At 40.3% G+C, this 19,935-nt stretch carries 12 protein-coding genes; all 12 read right to left on the bottom strand.

Features of this window, described 5'->3' with window-relative positions:
• Positions 1-5: 5 nt before the first annotated feature.
• Positions 6-1,598 (bottom strand): PKD-like family lipoprotein, encoded by a 1,593-nt coding sequence (locus DMB45_RS12975; protein ID WP_041501939.1) that lies wholly within the window; start codon positions 1,596-1,598, stop codon positions 6-8.
• 21 nt (positions 1,599-1,619) lie between these two features.
• Entirely contained in the window at positions 1,620-2,315 is a 696-nt protein-coding gene (locus DMB45_RS12970) for a DUF4843 domain-containing protein (protein ID WP_110688833.1), read from the bottom strand.
• 11 nt (positions 2,316-2,326) lie between these two features.
• Positions 2,327-3,823, bottom strand: coding sequence for a RagB/SusD family nutrient uptake outer membrane protein (locus DMB45_RS12965; RefSeq protein ID WP_041501941.1), 1,497 nt, complete (start codon positions 3,821-3,823; stop codon positions 2,327-2,329).
• 10 nt (positions 3,824-3,833) lie between these two features.
• A complete protein-coding gene (locus DMB45_RS12960; protein WP_041504877.1) occupies positions 3,834-7,274 on the bottom strand; it encodes a SusC/RagA family TonB-linked outer membrane protein in 3,441 nt (1,146 codons plus the stop codon).
• A 75-nt stretch (positions 7,275-7,349) separates the two neighbouring features.
• Complete coding sequence (locus tag DMB45_RS12955; RefSeq protein WP_041501943.1) at positions 7,350-8,534, bottom strand: FecR family protein; 1,185 nt, start codon at positions 8,532-8,534, stop codon at positions 7,350-7,352.
• Positions 8,535-8,699: 165 nt separating this feature from the next.
• Positions 8,700-11,000, bottom strand: a complete 2,301-nt coding sequence (locus DMB45_RS12950) for a Gldg family protein (RefSeq protein WP_041501944.1) — start codon at positions 10,998-11,000, stop codon at positions 8,700-8,702.
• An 18-nt stretch (positions 11,001-11,018) separates the two neighbouring features.
• Positions 11,019-11,951 (bottom strand): ABC transporter ATP-binding protein, encoded by a 933-nt coding sequence (locus tag DMB45_RS12945; RefSeq protein WP_041501945.1) that lies wholly within the window; start codon positions 11,949-11,951, stop codon positions 11,019-11,021.
• 50 nt (positions 11,952-12,001) lie between these two features.
• Entirely contained in the window at positions 12,002-14,302 is a 2,301-nt protein-coding gene (locus DMB45_RS12940) for a Gldg family protein (protein ID WP_041501946.1), read from the bottom strand.
• Between the two features lie 20 nt (positions 14,303-14,322).
• Complete coding sequence (locus DMB45_RS12935; RefSeq protein WP_041501947.1) at positions 14,323-15,249, bottom strand: ABC transporter ATP-binding protein; 927 nt, start codon at positions 15,247-15,249, stop codon at positions 14,323-14,325.
• 200 nt (positions 15,250-15,449) lie between these two features.
• A complete protein-coding gene (locus DMB45_RS12930) occupies positions 15,450-16,004 on the bottom strand; it encodes an RNA polymerase sigma factor (protein ID WP_041501948.1) in 555 nt (184 codons plus the stop codon).
• A gap of 523 nt (positions 16,005-16,527) precedes the next feature.
• Positions 16,528-18,027: a histidine ammonia-lyase gene (gene hutH, locus DMB45_RS12925; RefSeq protein ID WP_041504878.1), complete on the bottom strand. Its 1,500-nt coding sequence runs from the start codon at positions 18,025-18,027 to the stop codon at positions 16,528-16,530.
• 169 nt (positions 18,028-18,196) lie between these two features.
• Entirely contained in the window at positions 18,197-19,558 is a 1,362-nt protein-coding gene (gene hisS / locus DMB45_RS12920; protein ID WP_041501950.1) for a histidine--tRNA ligase, read from the bottom strand.
• Positions 19,559-19,935 lie beyond the last annotated feature (377 nt).

The following is a 19,935-nucleotide window of genomic DNA, read 5'->3' as shown; positions in this document are numbered from 1 at the left end:
AATAATTATCCGAAGTCGCTTCCTATTCTGAAAAGAATATTAATAATTTTATCACCCAAGCTCGTTCCCTTGGGCATTTCCCAAAGTAGTTTTTCTTTTTCCAGATTCAAACCGTTCACTTCGAGTATAATGACCCGGCCGTTCTTAAGAACGATGCCTAATCTGTTTGAATTGTAATTTTCAGCGTTCATACAAGCAATTTCGCTGTCCTCGAAATGATAATACGGTTTAACTCCGTTTTCCGGGTTATTGAGATTGTAGATGAATAAATCTTTTCCTTGGGCAATCATCACGAAAGGTTTAGATTTATAGGGTAAGTTATAAATGACACAATCTTCGTATTTTAACGGGGTTCCGTCTGATGCTTGCTGAGGTAATTCCGCATATGCCGTGCCGGGGAATTCATAAGTTAAGCCGGTCGAGCTGTAATCTCTTTTGAGAATGAATTGTTCCTGGTAATACTTATTGGTTATGTTGTCCTTCAATACTAAGAAATATTGACAAGAGGTATTACCTTGGAATATATAGCCACAATGAATCAAGGTGTTGTTTCCTAAGTTGTTTGCCGGTATGTATTGTTTGGGCCATCCGTCGTTAGGATCCGGCAACACTTCCACTTTCCCCATGGCATAAACATCCTGGAAAGTATTTTTTACGTCGAATACAACCAAGAATCTATTTTGAGGAGCTTGAGAAGTACCTTTTTCATGAACGAGACAATATTGAGTATCTCCGATTCTGGAGTGAATCAATTCTCCGTAAATTTCATGTTCCTCGATTTTCATAGGAGTCTGAATAAAAAATCCGGAATGAATCAATTCATTGGTTTGTTTGACACGCGAATAGATTTTGCCGTCGTGGTTCTGTAAAAGATCAACCCATTGCATAAACATGGCGTTTACCGGACGGAAGTCGACAGGGTAATTGCCTCCAATGAACGCTTGCTTCAAGTTTATATCTTTTTCGAATGTGGTGCTGTTAACATCGATATCGCCTTGTCCTCCTGATTGAAGTACCAGAAGTTGGGCGGGAGGTGTCGTACGGCGACCGAAATGTTCATGTAATTTTAACGGGCCGCTCCCCATCTCTTCCTTGTTTACGGTTTTATAGAGATTTTCGTAGATTCGATTGTGGTATATATTCGTCTCGTCATCTTGAATTTCACGAATATAACTTAAACTGGAATACCCGTTCTTTTCCGTTAAAATGTACCAACCGTTGTTGACGTAAGGAGTTGTAATATTCAACTGGGTCGTTTGCATGTATTGCACATTGTATTTGTGATCCGTGACCCGCAGTATGCAATAGGCTTTGGTCATGGTGTCGATAATCCATTCCAGATTCCGTTCATTGCCAATAACCTTACCTGCAAATGTCCATTCGTAACTTAACTCCACATTGCTGCTGTCGCCTTTCGAGTAAGTGAACTTCGGAACGATCCGTATGGTATCTCCGAGGGTCGGACTGGAGATATAGTTGAATTCTTCGATCCGAATCTCGTTCAGATCGGCGTAGTCGTAATTTCCTTTATCGTCGTAACATCCGATAAAACTCAGTATCAATACCGCGAGTGTATATATGATATTTTTCGATCTCATAATATTTTATTAGTTATAAAGTTAGTAAGCCGGAACTCCATCTACCATCGGAAATTCATTGCCGTCCTTATCTTTTTCCATGATGTTGTTTTTAATCAGATATTCTTTGAATTTCAATGCAAGAATTCGAATTTCAGAAAAAGACATTTCGGAAAGATCGCTGACCTGGGTGGCAATAACAAAATGGTCGTACTTAGCATCGCTGTATTCTCCTAACAAAATCAACTCGACATCGTCTTTCCACCACAGCGGTTGGCTTTTAATATTGCTGAAAATAACTTTGATGTCCTGCTTGTTGTAAATTCCCGGTGAGAAATTTTCATTGGCAGTGATCCGGAAGGTAACTTTAAAGCTTCTTTCCGAAAGCTCCGGCCTGGCTTTTTTGATGTGGATATAGATGGTATCCTTATCTTGATTCGGAGCGAATTTCAATGTATTGGGTAACTCGTAATCCACGGGTAGCGCTGTTGTTAATGAATCGACGACCACCAATTTGTATTCCAGAGAGTCGTGAGACGGTTTACCGATTAAGGCAATTTCAAACGGAACGTCCAGTTCATTCGTGAGATAATGGGTAAAGGAGATCACGGCAGAATCCCGTCCTTCATCATTGGGGAAATAGAGATAGCGTGCTTCCCCTTCGTAGATGGGGGTTTCATTTGTTTCACAGCCGATTAATGCTGCAAAAAAAGCGAATAACAGAATATATTTTTTCATGGTATAGATGTTTAATTGATGAGTTCATTATCGGGTAATGGAATAACAAATCCGTTATCGGGCATCGTTCTGACCGGCTTTATGTTTAAACGTTTGTAGTAGTAAAAGAGCTGGCCTTCTTGCATGAATTCTCTTTTGGCTTCTTTTATTAATTCCTCCAGGAAACTATCTAAATCGTTGATTTTGTTGTTAAGGCCTTCTCGTTCGCATCCCCGAGCTTCTCTTAAATCGTCGAGGGTTTTCAAAGCTTCGGTTTTGTCGTTATTTCTGAAAAGATATTCGGCTTTGATATAGTACATTTCACCAAGACGAATCATCGGAATCATGTCGGCACTTCTGCTGTAATTGCCTGCACTTCCGGTAGGTTCTAACAACTTGTTGCAAGCTCTGTAACTTCCGATCAATTCCGTTACGGCATTTCCGCGGCAATCTCCTCCGTCATCGAACATCGTTTTCAGATCGGTAGTTTTGGTCATAAGGGTGAACTCTATACTGTTGTCATTGTAGTTATTGACTGATTTATACCGATCCAATAACAGCGTGTTAGATAATGTAAATATGATTTCTTCGTACATTTTACGATCCTTGTTGCTTTCGACATCATAAGCATCGGTAAAACTATATACTTTGGTATCCCAGCTTCCGTAAGCGGCATCGATTACTTCGTTTGCTTGTTTGTAGGCCTCTTCGTGTTTGCCCATGTAATTGTAGACGCGGGCTAATAAGGCCGTTACCGCGTAATAGTTCATGCGATATCCGCGATACCTGTAAAATAAATCTTTAGGGACATAACTGCTTTCACCTGAAAGATAATACCTGTATTGTGCCATGTTTAGCATATCCACATGAGCGGGGATCGTGTCGAAAGAACCCACGAGGTTTTTTGCTTTTAGCAAATCCTGTTCGACCAGGTTCAATATTTCGGTCACGGTTCTATCCGGCTCGAAAGTAGAGGGATATTTACTGAAATAAGGGATGTAACCTCTATCGTCGTTTTTGGCTGCTTCCGGCGAAGGAGCGAAAAGACGTAACATGTCGAAATGGAGTAGGGCTCTCAAGGCCAATGCTTCTCCTTCGATTAGGTTTTTCTCTTCCTGAGCTCCCGGGAAAATCAGGGGATCGGTTGTCTGTAGTTTCGTAATCAGGTTGTTACAATTAGCGATGCAATTGTATGTTTTCGTCCAGATGCTTTCTGTGATAGGCTTTACCCTTTTGTCGGTATAAGCATAGCTATCCGCAATTTTGCGATAGGCGGTAGAACTTTTGAAGCGGGATTTGTAATAAAGTTGTCCCATGACATCGACCAATCCCCAGCTCATCTCTTGTCCGTACATGTCGTATGAGGACATTTGGCGATATACTCCGTGTAGTGCATTTCGATAACCTTCGTAAGTCGAGAAAAGTTCTTCTTCCGTTACGGTATCTTGCGGGTCTACGTCTAACCAATCATTACAGGAATTCAGCACGATCGGTAAAATACATATGATTAAAAATTTCTTTAATTTCATAACTTACAATTTAAAAACTGGCCTTTATTGAGAAACTGAAAGATCTTGCAAAGGGATAACTCAATCCGCGTTCTGCCTTTACCGTACTCCATCTGAAGATTTCGCTGCCACCTATTTCTAAACGCAACATGCTTAAGCGACAAGCTCTCATCCAGCTTGACTCTCTGTCGAAATCATATCCGAGGGTAACGGAGTTCAAAGACAACCAGTTGTTATCTTCAACAAAACGAGAGGAAGGACGGGTCGTTTCTTCCGATTGATTGGCTATTCCTAAATTAATTTTACGGTATTTCGCGATATCTCCGGGTTCTTTCCAACGCTCTTTCAATACGCGCTTATCCACGTTTGTGGTACGGATGTTTACATTTTCAACTTTGTCTACTAAAGTCTGGTTATAGATCTGACCTCCCCATTCATATGAAAAGGTAACGAATAAACTGAAATTTTTATACGTTGCATTCATACCGAACGATCCTTTTGCTTTGGGCTCCTCATTTCCCAGGATAACCTGATCGTTGGCATTCCACAGATCGGTTAACGTTCCGTCTTTTTTCACTAATATTTCATTACCGCTGGCAGGATCGATTCCTAATGAGCGGACTCCGAAAATGGACGTTAGCGAGCCTCCCTCTTCAAATTGACGGAAGGGTTTGGTATTCGATCCGTCATATCGGCTACTATTCGTGAAATGATCGTTAACCTGGTTGTTATAATCTTTTAAACTTTGGGCGATTTCCAGTAGTTTGTCCTCGTTGTGAGCCAAGTTGGCAAACAGGGCGAGAAAAAGGTTTCCTTTTGAGATCAGGTTACTTCTCATGTTGATTTCGAATCCGGTTTTCCGTAATTTTCCGATGTTATCCACGTAGGTCGTGAAACCGGTTGAACTGCGGATCGTTACGCTATTGACCAGATCAACGGTTTTTTCGTTGTAATAGTTGAAATCGACATAGAAAGCCTGTTTCAATAAACCTAATTCGATACCGAGGTTGATCTTATTCGTGGTTTCCCAAGTTAAATCTTTGTTTCCTAATGCTTTTAAGGATGCTCCGTATCCGGTTTTGTACCACTCTTCCGAAAGAATCTCGTACGTGGTTCTCGCTTGATAGGGGGCAAAATTTACTTTACCGGTTTGTCCGTAAGTACCTTTAATTTTCAATTGTTCGATAATGGAGTTGTTTTTTAGGAAGGCGTAGTTATGGATATTGATACCGGCTCCTGTTGACCAGAAGGTGGCGTATTTGTTGTCTACTCCAAATTCGGAAGAACCGTCAACGCGAATAGAGGCATCGAATAGATAGATATTGTTGTAGCTATAGTTAACTAAACCCACGAATCCGATTAACCGGGTAGAATTTTCCGAATAAGACGGTTTTTGAACGATCGTTTGCGCGTAGTTTGGAGAACAAAGACTCCCAGACGGGAAACCTCTGTAAAAGGCCGAATTTCCGGTCGTTTTGGTTGAGCGGGCGTTTATTCCGGCCAAAGCATTGATGTTGTGTTTGTTGATGTTGCGGTTATAAGATGCCTGGAAATTTAAGTTCCAGTTAAAATTTTTTCCGTCGTTGGTCCTAAGTTCTCCAGAAGAGGTATTGTAAGAGCTGAGAGGTTGAGAATTTCTTTTCGATAGCGGATCTAAGAATTTTTTACCGTCGTTCACTTCTTTGGTTATGCTGAACTCTCCTTTAATCAACAAGTGGTTTGTCGCGTACCAGTTGATGCTGAGATTATTGGTAATCTCTTCGGTAGAGGATTTTTCGAAACTTCCCAAAGTCGATTCGTATAGAGGGTTGGGCTTGTTCAGAGTTTCTCCCCAACCATCCAAATTTTCCAAATAACGTCCGAATTTGTCTTTGTACACATCGTAAGGTTGTGCTTTCGTGTATTCGGAGAAACTTCCGAAAGGGGACTCTTGGGATCTTACAACAGTATAGGAGACCTGATTTTTTACCTGTAAGGATTTTAACCGGTAATCTATATATAAGGCCACGCCAAATCTGTTTCGAAAAGACTCTTTCATAATACCGTCCTGATTATGGTAAGAAACATCTAACCCGAAACGCAAGGCTTCTGAACCTCCTTCCACGAAAAGGGCATGTTTGTGATTAAAGGTTGTTCTCAAAGGTAATGAAAGCCAGTAGGTATCGACACCTTTGGCTACATTAGCCTGTTTCCTGTGATAAATTTTTTCAAGGGTTACCCTGTCATATTCGTCTTCCGCCTCGAAGATACCGGCACGAACTTCCGTTTCGAGTTTTTCCGCCGCATTCGTCAGGTTGTAATCGGTTAAGTCCGGCATAGTAATCTCACTATCGAAACTATAAGAGACATTGATACTTCCGGCTTTCGGGGCAACGGTCGTAATAACGACAACTCCGTTGGCAGCTCGCGATCCGTACATGGCCGTGGCGGCGGCATCTTTTAGGATGGTGACCGATTCGATCCGCGTGGGATCCATATCGTATAATTTTTGTACGCTGATTTCGAAACCGTCCATGATAAACGTCGGCAGGTTCGGGTTGTCTTTTAACGCCGATTTGGAAATATAGCCTTGTGCCTGATCGGCTTTTAATTTATCCAATTCTTTTAATCCGATTCCGGAACGGCCTCGAATATACATTTCAGGCAAGGCGTTCGGGTCGGATCCCCATTCGTTATTGGTTTGAATACGAAAAGAGGGATCAAAAACCTGTAATGCCTTGATCACATTGGTCTTGGATACTTTTAACAGTTCCTCTCTATGGATGGTTACGGAAGAACCCGTAAAACTCTCTTTACGGATATTGGCAATACCGGTAATAACGACTTCGTCGACTTCTGTTACGTCTTCTTTCATTCTGATGATCAAATCTTTATTATCATCTTTGCGATCCTCTTTTAAACGATGCTCTACGGTTTGCATCCCGATAAACGAAAAGACCAAAATCGTACTGTCTAACTTGGGTATTTCCAATTTGAATTCACCGTTTATTCCGGTAGCGATGCCGAGTGTCGTTCCTTTGATAATAACAGAAACCCCAGGCAGAGGCAAACCTTTTTCGTCCATAACCTTTCCTTTGATTACACGAGGCTTGTAGTCCTCCCGAACTTTTTGTTGGGGGCGAATGATGATCACTCCGTTTTGGATTTCATATGATAGTTGGGTATTGGCTAAAATTTTTTGTAAAAATTCTTCGATGGTAGCATCTTTGATATCGATATCCCGTTTCCCGTATTTTTGGACTTCTTCGATACGATACAGAAACTTGTATTCTGTTTCTGCCCGGACACTTTTAATTAATTCATCGATGGTAGCATTTTGCATTTTTACAGTCAACCTTCCGTGTTGTGATGTATTTCCGGCTTGTAGTGAAAACGTGGAAATCAGAATAAGCAATAGAGTTGCTCGCAGAATGGTTAACGTTTTTTTGTATCTTTGATGTAAATCAAAGACATAGATTCGTTTTTTTTCCATAAATTTGAGAATTTATTAATAGTCGATTAATAGATTAATAGGATACAGAAGATATTACCACTATCTTCTGTATTTTTATTTATGAGTTTTACTTATAATCACATTTTTCCCGTTGATATTGAATTGAATATTGGTTGCTTTCTCAAGCATTTTTAGTACTTCGCTGAAATCATCGTATCGTTCCAAATCTCCTGTAAAATGGAAATTCTTAACAGATTCGTTCGCGTAAAACAGATGAATATCGTACCATCGGCTCAACTTATTCATGATAGATTCAAGCGTTTCGTTTTCGAAAATAAATTTACCTTCTCTCCAGGAAGAGATGTGATCGGCATTTACTTCTCTGGAATTTAAAACTCGATTACTCGTATGGTAAACGGCTTGTTGGTTCGGTTTTAATTGGATCGACCGTTGTCCGTTGCTGACTAAAACAGAACCTTCGCTAAGTGTTGTTTCTATGGTATTTTCATCGGTATAGGCCTGTACGTTGAATTTTGTACCGAGAACTTTAATTGTTAATTTATCCGCCGTTCGAACGATGAATGGGGCAGAAGAATCTTTTGTTACGGAAAAAAAAGCCTCACCTTTTAAATTGACAATTCGTTTGTCTTTATCGAATCGGGTCGGGAAGGAGATTTCCGTTTCCGAATTTAACCAAACGGTGGTTTCATCCGGTAAAATTAGAATAAATTCCCCTCCGCGAGGAGTACGGATCGTATCGATCTTAACGGGAACTAAGGAATCCGTTGTTGGGAAATAAGTTACTTTTTTCCCGTCATTGGTTATTTTTGTACCGTTTTTAAGTTGGATGGCCTGTTCTTCTTCATCAATTGATGATAGAGCTATTTTTTGTCCGTAGGAGGTAATCAACATGGCTTTTGAACTTCCCGGTACAATTTGTGCCGTAGGAGTTACAGCTTTTTCCGATTGGGGAGATTGAAAGAGGATGGAAAAACCGATAAACAGACTGATAGCTGCTGCCATACCGCCATAGACAAATAACTTTTTATTTCTCTTTCGGGGTACGAATAGGCGCTTCCGGGTTTTACTCCATGCCAGGGGGATATTAATTTGTTGTATGAATTGATCTCGTTCTTTTCTGTTTTCGGTAGAACAGATATCTTCAAATAGGATTCGATTGTTTTCGTCTGTCGCTTTCCATGCCTCCAGCTCAGCCTCTTCCTTTGAGGTTATGGTTTTGGCCAAGTATTTGGCTAAAAGTTGTGAAATCCTGTAATCTTCAGAATAATGTGTAGTCATTATTTTTATTTTAATGGGACCTTTTATTGACAGAACACAACAAAAGTTGAAAAGGATGAATGAGAGTGTTTATTTTTTATAAATAATTGATTTGATGAAGAGGCTGTCCGAAACTAAAATTTCGGACAGCTCTTGGTTGTTGATACGAATGAATTGATTATTGTATTATCTACTTTTTCTGAACCACCACATTCTCAGACTGATAAATACTAATATGCCGGGAAGAAGTCCCATGAATAGTAGTTTTAACCAGATCTCAGAACCTTCTCCTATGTAAGCTTTATCATCAGAGGGGCGAGGTCGGCTCGTGTCTACCGGGAATTCACCGTAACTGAGATCGCCGAATGAATTTGTAATCAAGGAAAAGTTAGAACTCTTCACTCCCTCTCGCGAGGTGGTTAATTCTCCGTTTCCGATGCAGTCGGCATCTCCCCATACGAAGATACGTTGTTCCTTTTCTCCTACCCGACGCGTTAATTCGACAACAACCGGAATCGTTCGTTCCTCCTCTCCGACTTGGGAGTTGCAAATAGGTCGATTATCAATAAAATCTGTCGTTTCTAATTCGTTCCAGGCTCCTTCTTCGTTTGTGGTGACAAGAGGAGTGACTTTGAATTCTTTTTCTTCTAAGATTTTGATTCCTACGGCTCCCGGCATTGTAATTTTATATTTTCCTCTCCATAGTTTTTGATACCCTTTGGACGATTGTGCTGCTGCTTCGGTAATGTTGCCAAAAATCAAATCGGCCGTGAAATCTTTGGAGGGTTGGACTAAGATTCCTGGCATAAATTCAAGTCCGAGAAAAGAGAGAAGGGGATTCATTATGTGTTGACGGTAGGGTTCTCCCGATAGGATCATATTTCCTCCTCTGTCTATATACTCTTTGATTTTGGTTAATTCTTCCGGTGCTAAAACCGTTCTGGGTTCTGCTATAACAAGTATATCGATATCTTCCGGGATCTTTTTTTGCTCGTCTAATCTTAACAATGTTACGTCGAATCCTTGGTTCGGTAACGAGTAGCGGAAGGTGAGATCTCTGACGAAAGCTCCGTAATCCCGTTCTCCTGCCCCGTCTACGTTTCTTTCTCCGTGTCCCGTAAGGAAGGCAACTTTGGGAGGTTTCGTGACGAGACGTTTTAAAGCAGCCGTAAACTCACTTTCTGTCGGAGTGCGCCGTATGTCTTCATAAAATCGCAAGAATGATTTCTGACCGTTTTCTCGTTCGATAACCCGAACCAATCGGTATCCTTCCCCGGAGAGATCGATTTGTCGATTGATTTGTTCCGGGGTGAGGAACATGGCGGTGTCCCATTCCATGACTTTACATATTTCTTGGACCCGCTGTTCGGGGGTTAATCCGGGATAACGCCTGTCCATATAAGGATTATAGCAGGGATGATAGTAATATACGTATTTGATTTCGGTTTCCGGTTTAAAACGTACATATTTTTCAAATTCTTCGAAATCGTATTTTCTTCGATCGGGCATTGCCCGCCAATAGTTATCCTCTAAAATATTGACATAAGTAGTGATCGTTAAACCTCCTGTTAGTTTTTTCATTACCTCCTGACTGTTGGGCGTTAACGTGTTTATTTTAGTTTCTGTGGTGTCGTAGAAACTCATAAACTGGGGTCGGGAAGATATATAACCGAGTAAAAGGGCTATGATAATGACTGAAGCATACCGGAAGAGGACAACGTATGGCTTGTGTCTTTTCCGTTCAGAACCTAATTTCAGAATGGAAAGAGTTAAGAATAAAGTTATCACGATAATAAAATAAAGTACGTCTTCGCTGCAAATCAGACCATCCAACAGGGTGGATGACCGCCCCGAGATCGACAGCCAATAGGTTATTTCTCTAACAAACTCCATGTTTTGTCCTACCTCTTTGATGAAGTTTAATACAGTTAGAAGAGCTAATGTTCCTATTGCGGCAACCACTTGATAAGAGGTCAGGCAAGACATAAAGAGACCGATCGCCGCGTAAGTACACGTGACTAAAAATACTCCCAGCAATCCGGACAAAAGTTGGGGAAGATCGATGTTTTTTATGGCAAAAGCGGTAAATATGATATATATGGAGAGAATGGCAATTAGGATCAACGCGTAGATGATCATGGCCAAGTATTTTCCAAATATGATTTGTTTGTTGGTTACAGGAGAAGAGAAAAGTAATTTGATGGATCCGCTATAAAATTCTCTACTCATTAATCCCATGGTTAAAAGAGGAATATATAAATATAAATTATCGAGCATTTTAGAGAAAACTCCGTTGTAGTTGGAAAAAAGTCTGGAAGTTATACCTGAAAGGTTGTAACCCAATGCCTGATAACGTATCACGTCCGAGTATACATCCGCGTAGGTCATCCCTGCTTGAAAGGTGAAAATGATTAGAATCAGCCACGCTATCGGGGAAAAAAACAGCGTGCTTAGTTCTGTTTTGGTGATTCTGAATAATGTTCTCATAATGTATCTTTACTATTTTTATTTGTGTGATCTTTTTCCGGACAATTGAGCGAAGATTTCATCTAATGATTCTTTTTCAAGGTGAATTTCACGAAGTTCCCATCCATTGTAGATACTTTGCTCAACCATCCTTTCGGTAATGTTCCTGGGAGCGTCGAATTGAATCCGGTAAATCGAGTTGTCGAGAGGTTCAACTCGTTTTACGCCTTCTAATGCCTGTAATTCTTCTATTGCGGGAGGATTATCCAGAGTAGCCAGAAAGGCGGTCGGTTCCACGTAATTATCAAAATCATCCATGCTCCCCGAAAAAACGACTCTTCCTTGTTCGATCATTTTAATATTGTCACAACTGGCCTGTACTTCTGAAAGAATATGAGTGGAGAGCATGACTGTTCGGTCTGTTGCGATCTCTTTGATAAGGTTGCGAATTTCTACGATCTGATTGGGGTCTAATCCGTTTGTCGGTTCGTCTAAAACGACAAAACTGGGGTTATGAACAATGGCTTGTGCAATGCCGACCCGTTGCTGGTATCCCCCCGATAGGTTTCGGATTAGTCTTTTGCTGAAATGAGTAATGCAACATTTTTCTTTGGCTGTATCTATCGCTTTTTTTATTTTGTTTTTTTCTACCAGATGCAGATGGGCGCATAGGGTTAAATATTCGTCTACCGTCAAATCGGGATATAGCGGGGGTTTTTGAGGAAGGAAACCGATATGGCGTTTAGCCTCTACCGGATTTTCCCGTAAATTGATACCGTTTAGATATACTTCTCCTTCTGTTTGGTTTAGTACACCGCATATGATATTCATGGTGGTGGATTTACCTGCTCCGTTGGAACCTAATAATCCGAGGATACCTTTCTCTTTGATTTCGAAGTTAATATCACGGATAGCCCATTGAACACTATATCTGTGGGAGAGATGTTCTACTCTTACGACTGATTCTTCCATGTGTTTTTGATATATAATAATAGATGATGATTTACAGGATAGGATTCGCGTTATTTTCTTTTTCTTCTAATCCAAGTCATGATGCTTAATAGGAATAAACAACCCGGTATAACACCCATGGTTGCTGTTTTAATCCAGATTGAAGCTTGAATGGACAACTTTATTTTTTTATCCGGGAGATTCGGACGATCCGTAGCGATGGGATACTCATCGTAAGAAAGCCATTTGAATGTACCTGTTACGAATTGGTGATTGGCTATATAAATTCCATTCCGTCGTTTACCCAGTTCTCCGTTGCTGATGCAGTCCGCATCGCCGACAATCATAATTCTTTGTTCCTTATTGTGGAGTTTACGACTTAAAGCGAGAACGACGGAATTGGCCTGTTCCACTTCCCCGGCTTGGGTATTGACCGTGAGTACGGCATCCTGAAAGTTGGTCGTTTCTAATTCGTTCCAACTTTTTTGTTGCGGACTCCGGGCGACGGGACATACATCGAACCCTTTGTTCGTCACGTAGTTTAAGCCGCAGGCAGAAGGAAAAGCAAAAGAATAACCGTGGTAGCGGGTCAGTCTGAATGAAGGAAATCGTTCTGCCGCTTCATCCGTAATTTCTCCGATGATTAAGGTAGGAGAAAAATCCTCTTTGTTGTCCTGTACAAGGATGCCCGGCATGAGTTGAACTCCGAAATTAGCTAAGATGGGATTCATGAATTCCTGACGTTGGGGTTCTCCCAAGATAAACAGGTTACCCCCTTTATCAATATAGCGTTTCAAACGCTCTTGCTCCAACGGGTCCAGGGGCGTTTTCATGTCGGCAATAATCAGTATGTCGATGTCTTGAGGAACTTCCTCCTCTTTAAGAGAAAGGGTTGTTACATCGAATCCTTGATTGATCAATGAATGTCTGAAATAAACATCGGTGGCAAAACGTTTGTAATAACGATCTCCGCCACTCGTGATGTTCCGTTCTTCGTGTCCGATGAGGAAGGCCAACCGGGGACTTTTTACTAAAAAGCGTTTTAAAGCTGCTGTAATCTCGGTTTCGGAAGGATGCTTCTCCATATCATCGTAAACTCGTAGTACTGCTTTTTGGCCGTTATCTCTTTCTATAAGACGAACGAAACGATTTTCTTCCGGGCTTAAATCGATTATTTTTTTTATCTCTTCGGGTGACAGGAACATGTTGAAGTTTAGTTTATCCACTTTACAAAGTTTTTCTGCTTTTTCCTTGTCGCTTAATCCGGGATAGCGACTTTCAAGAGATTCATCTTTGGCATGATCGTAATAGTAAACATACTTCATTTTAATCTCTGGCTTAAAACGAATGTATTTCTCGAACCTTTTGAAGTCGTCTTTTCTATTCCGTGGTAGTCCTGTGTAACGGTTCTCTTCCAATAAATTGACATAGGTGGTAATTGTAAGCCCTCCTTCTATTTTTTTTACAATCTCTTGGCTGTTAGGAGTTAATGTATTGTTTTTTGTTGCTGTTACATCGTAATAGTATTTTGCATGGGGAAGAGTACTCAAATAACCGATAAATAGTGCGGAAATAATAACTGCACTGTATTGAAATATGGTTTTCGGTAAGCTTCGTTTTTTTCGTTCGGCTTGTAGCTTTATAACGGAGAGTGCGAGGAAGAGGAAAATAACGACAACAAAATAGATGACGTCTTCACTGCAGATCATACCTTCTAAAAACTCGTAAACTCTTCCCGAAATGGAGAGCCAATAGGTGATATCCCTAATGAAGTCAACGCCTTGTCCCATTTCTCCTACAAAATTCAAAAAACCGAGAACAGCAAGAGTACCCATGGCAGCGACAACCTGATAAGAGGTTAAAGTGGACATGAAAAGTCCGATGGCAGAATAAGCGCAGATCAATAAATATAAACCGAATACGGATGACAACGTCAAGGGGATATCCATATGGTCGATGGTGCATGCTCCGAATAGAATGTAAAGTAACCAAATGCAGATGAGAATAAAACCGTATGCCATCATGGAAAGATATTTACCCAAAATAATCTGTAAATTAGTGATGGGGGAAGCATAAAGTAGCTTGATGGAACCACTGCTAAATTCTCTACTCATTAATCCCATGGTTAAAAGAGGGATGTAAAGATAAAGATTACGAACCATTTTGGTGAAAATTCCCACATACCCTACGTATACTTGATGGGTTACACCGTAAAGTGAATGCCCTAAGGATTGGTTTTGTAGCTGATTCCCGAAAACGTCGGAAAAGATCATTCCTGTCTGAAAAGCAAAAATAATGAGTACTAACCAGGCAACAGGAGAGAAAAACAATTGTCCTAATTCGGATTTTGCAAGTCTATATATAGTATTCATAAGTTATCTAATTTTGTATTTTAAAGATTCTTCCCGGATAATTGAGCGAAAATCGTATCTAACGACTCTCGTTCTAACGCGATTTCACTTAGTCTCCAACCGTTGGAAACACTTAATGCTGTTATTTTTTTGGTTATGTCGGGACTGTCTTTAAAGTGAACCCTGAAGCGTGTTCTGGTTAATGATTCGACATGTACGACGCCGGGTATTTGATTTAATATGGAAAGATCGGGAGGATTTTCCAATGTCATGACGAAAGTACTGGGTGCCATGTAATTATTGAAATTTCCGATGGAACCTGAAAAAACGACGTGACCGTGTTCAATCATTTTAATCTCGTCACAAGTGGCTTGTACTTCGGGCAGAATGTGAGTGGAAAGCAATACCGATCGATCTTTGGCAATTTCTTTTATCAGGTTACGAATCTCCACTATTTGATTGGGATCCAGTCCGTTGGTCGGTTCGTCCAACACAACGAAACGGGGATGATGTACAATAGCTTGTGCTATACCAACCCGTTGCTGATAGCCTCCGGATAGATTTCGGATCAATCGATTACTGACTTGGGTGATGCGACACCTTTCCATTGCTTCATCGACAGCTTGTTTTACTTTTTCTTTCTCGACAAGTCTTAAAATGGCACAATGTCGAAGGTATTCTTCAACTGTCAGATCCGGGTGTAACGGAGGTTTTTGCGGTAAAAAACCGATATGCTTCTTGGCTTCGACCGGATTTTCGCTTAAATTAATACCGTTGATATACACCTCTCCTTCGGTTTGATTCAGAACTCCACAAATAATATTCATAGTCGTGGATTTACCTGCCCCGTTAGAACCTAACAGACCGAGGATACCTTTTTCTTTTATTTCAAAATTGATATCCTTTATAGCCCATTGAATGCTATAACGATGAGAAAGATGTACAACTTTTACTACTGATTCTTCCATACATTCAATTTATTTTACAGATTTACATACAATCAATCTTTTTTGCCATCGACTTGGCCGGAAAACGGGAAAATTCCGTGTTCCTTTTTAGAGAACACGACAAATATTAAAAAGGATGAATGGTAGATAATTTTTTCTTCAATAGAGATCAAAAATGGATTCTTCCATGTAAATGATAGAGTGTGAATGTATCTATTAATTTATTTTTGACTCAAGAAAATCAATAAGAGGTAGAAATAGTCTTTAAGACTGTATCTTAAGTTGTGTATAGCATTGTATTTTAGTGTTTTAACGCTATTGACAGATATGCCCATAATTTCAGATATCTCTTTATTTTGTTTACCTTCCAAAGTTAGTTTTATAATCTTTGCACTTTGAAAGGGTAATTTCTCTATGGCTTGTGTAAGGATTCGGTAAGTTTCTTCCTCGATAAGTCGGTTATGGAAAAGGATCTCCTGCCTTTCAACCTCGGGAGAGGTATATTCGATGGTCTCCTTTCTGTCTCTCAAGTGATTAAAACATAAATTTTTTACTGAAACATATAAAAAGGTTTTCAGGTTGGGAATACTATCGTAAGCCGTTCTTTTTTCCCATAATCGGACAAATGCCTCTTGTGCGATATCTTCTGCTGCAGCCTTATTTGCAATAAATTTCATCGCGATCCTGCACATGGACGGATAAAGTTCTTCAAATAATTTCCCGAATGCGTCTATATCACCACCTTTGATAGCTTCGTATGAAATACCTTCTGCCATATGCAAGCTAAAAATGTTCGTTTAATGCGTTCAAATGTAACAAAAAAAAATGATTTGCTATTTTTTTTGAAATAATTGATAATTAGTTTGTTTAAAAATAATTAAAAATTTCATTTGGCAATAAGGTTGTATATCATTAAACGAACGTTTTATGTTATTCTTTTATACTTGTTTACTTGTTGGGGACGGTAGTTTGAACGTTTGAATGCATATGTTTTACTCATTCTGCAAGATGTAAAAAGGGAGCAAATGATGGCAAGATATTAAACGTGCGGGTGTTTACGAGCGGTATCGAACGAAATCGGACGATCCTGTCCCCGCGCGAGGTGGGGCATTGTTATGTACCTGATTGAAAGAGAATGATCATTTAATCAAGTACGTGAAAATACAGAATTTTCAATTTGGGAATTGTATTTTAAGCTTGTGCGGGCGATAGGAAGAATATCGTTTGAATTTTAAATAGAAGAATATAGGTTTGCGTGAAAACGACCAAGAGGCTTTATCCCCTCGGTCGTTATATTTATTATTTAAAATTAGCGAATTCGCCTTGATTTAAAAATTCGATGGCATTTTCAATGTCTTTGTACATCACCCGATCTTCTGCATTGAAAGGAACGATGCTACGGAATTCTGCCATGAAATCTTCCAAATAGGGAGAAGTTTTAGTGGGACGTTGCAAGTCGATGGCTTGTGCGGCATTCATAAGTTCTATGGCCAAGATCCTCTCCACGTTTTCCATCACTTTTACACTCTTCGTGGCGGCATTGCCTCCCATGCTGACATGATCTTCCTGTTCGTTGGATGAGGGAATAGAATCGACGGAACACGGGGTACACAGTTGTTTGTTTTTACTTACGATAGCTGCTGCTGCATATTGCGGGATCATAAATCCGGAGTTCAGTCCTGAATTGGCGACTAAAAATTCGGGTGTTTTACGATCGCCGGCAATAAGCCGGTATGTTCTTCTTTCCGATATACTGCCTAATTCGGCTACGGCGATGCTTAAGAAATCCAGTACTAAGGCTAAGGGTTCTCCGTGGAAATTTCCTCCGGACAGGATCAGGTCATCTTCCAAAAAGATTGTCGGATTGTCCGTAACGGAATTGATCTCTCTTTCTACGACCGAGGCGACATAATTGATCGTATCTTTGACGGCTCCGTGAACTTGAGGTATGCAACGGAACGAATAAGGATCCTGCACGTGTGTTTTCTCTATTTGCTGGAATTCGGAACCCTCTAACAGGGAGCGTATATTACGGGCCGTCTCGATTTGTCCGGGATGAGGACGAGCCTCGTGAATTTGTGGTAAAAACGGATCGATGCGGCCATCGTAAGCCTCTAAAGAGAGAGCTCCGATAATATCGGCATATTTAGCTAATTTAAAAGCCTTTAATAAGGCGTATACAGCATGAGAACTCATGAATTGGGTTCCGTTCAATAAGGCTAAACCTTCTTTCGCTCCTAAAGCAATAGGCTCCCAACCGAATTTTTTATTGATCTCTTGCGCCGGGTAGATTTTATCTTTATAAAAGACTTCTCCTTCACCGATAATCGGCAAAAAGAGATTGGCTAACGGAGCTAAATCTCCGGAAGCACCTAACGAGCCTAATTCCCGTACGACAGGGAGCACGTCGCGATTGAACATATCGATGATTCGTTCCACTGTTTGAAGTTGTACCCCGGATTTGCCTAACGAGAGGGCGTGGGCTTTTAATAATAACATCAGACGGATGATCTCTTTATGAATGGGAGTGCCGATGCTGCATGCATGGGACATGACCAGGTTGGCTTGCAGTTGGCTTAAGTCTTCTGTCGAGATACTTATTTTGCAAAGAGAGCCGAATCCGGTCGTGATACCGTATAAGGGTTTGTCTGATGTCGCAATTTTATTGTCCAAATAGGCTTTACAATCGTTGATTCGTTTTTTGCTTTCTTCCGATAGGGCTAATTTATATTTTTGAGTTAAGATAGCCTCGATTGTTTCAAAGGTTAAAATATCAGGTGATATATAATGAGTTTTCATCTTGTTAACAATTAAAAATTAGAAATTATCAATATGTAAAACAGAGGATAACTATCCTCTAAACAGTAGGAAGGGGATTCTCATGGGAAACGGGTATCGAATCCGTGATTCTTTAAAGGACGCTGTTCTTTTTTATAGATTTGCATAATATAGAACCTATCGGTAGAGATTATTTTAATTTTTCATATAGACGGTTGATTGCTACACTCTCCTGTTCTCCCGTTGCCATGTTTTTCAATGTTACCGTATGATTTGCCATCTCATTTTCTCCCACTAATGCTACATAAGGGATTCCTTTTTTGTCGGCGTAAGTCATTTGTTTTTTCATTTTTGCCGTATCTGGATAGATCTCTGCATTGATGCCCTGATCCCGTAAGTTTTTCAGAAGTGGGAGACAAAATGCTTCCTCGCGTTTTCCGAAATTGACGAACAGAATACGGGTCGTAGTGGTAGTATCTTTGGGGAATAGATCCAATTGATTCATGACGTCGAAAATACGATCGGCTCCAAAAGATATACCTACGCCGGACATGTTTTTCATGCCGAAGATACCGGTTAGGTCATCGTAGCGTCCTCCTCCCGTGATGCTTCCGATTTCCGCGTCTTTCGCTTTCACCTCAAATATAGCTCCCGTGTAATAGCTTAAACCTCTGGCGAGGGTAAGGTCTAATTTTATATCGGTTGCAATGTTCAGCTCCTTTATGTATTGAAAGACCGTAATTAATTCCTCAACGCCTTTTAGACCCGTTTCGCTTTCTTGAAGTATATGCTGTAAAGAGTTCAATTTTTCTTCGTTACTACCCTGCAAATTCAATATGGGTTGCAGTTTTTGGATGGACTCTTCGGAAATTCCTTTTTCCCGCAGTTCTGCATTTACGCTTTCTGCACCGATTTTATCCATTTTGTCAATGGCGACCGTAATGTCGGTCAGTTTGTCGGAAGCACCGATTGTTTCGGCGATTCCGGCCAAGACTTTGCGGTTATTGATCAGTAGGCGTACGTTGATTTTTAAACGACGGTATACTTCATCTACGATTTGGATAAGTTCTACCTCGTTTAATAGGGAATCACTACCGACTACATCCACGTCGCATTGATAGAATTCCCGGTAACGTCCTTTTTGAGGACGATCGGCTCTCCATACGGGTTGAATTTGATAGCGTTTGAATGGAAAGCTGATTTCGTTTTGATGCTGAACGACAAAGCGGGCAAATGGGACCGTTAAGTCGTATCTTAATCCTTTTTCACAGATTTTATTCGTAAGTCGGGGAATGTTTCTCTCTTCGATCTCGTTATTGGAGACGGAGGATAGAAAATCACCGGAGTTAAGGATTTTAAAGAGTAGCTTATCTCCTTCCTCCCCGTATTTTCCCATCAATGTCGATAGATTTTCCATAGCCGGTGTTTCCAATGGAAGGTATCCGTAAAGTTTGAATACGGATTTGATCGTATCGAATATGTAATTCCGTTTCACCATGATTTCAGGTGAATAATCTCTTGTGCCTTTGGGTATGGATGGAATTTGTGCCATGGTCGGTTTTAGATTTATGTTTTATAATATATAGGACGGACAATGTATTGCCTTTTCGCCTAAAATTTACGTTAATCTCTCATTTTTCTGCTGCAAATATAGAAGATAAAAATGATAATTGGCAATTGAAAATTGACAATTGTAAAATGCCCTTGGTCGATGCATGGAGTATTTGACCGCCTTTTATGTACCCCGTATTTTTATTCGAAGCGATCGATTCTCGATTTCCCTCTCGCGTGAAAACGCGTTTGTTTCTTTTTTTTCAAACGATTCATCCGCAGGATGATAGCTTCCCGTTTGATTTTTTCCTGGAAAAAATGTGATAAAAAATTTGGAAAAGGGGATAAAGTTGTTTTATCTTTGCACCCGCTTTCCGG

It is taken from the genome of Sanguibacteroides justesenii, assembly GCF_003204205.1.
In the GTDB taxonomy this organism is placed as follows: domain Bacteria; phylum Bacteroidota; class Bacteroidia; order Bacteroidales; family Marinifilaceae; genus Gabonibacter; species Gabonibacter massiliensis.
This window is presented reverse-complemented; position numbering and strand designations above follow the sequence as displayed.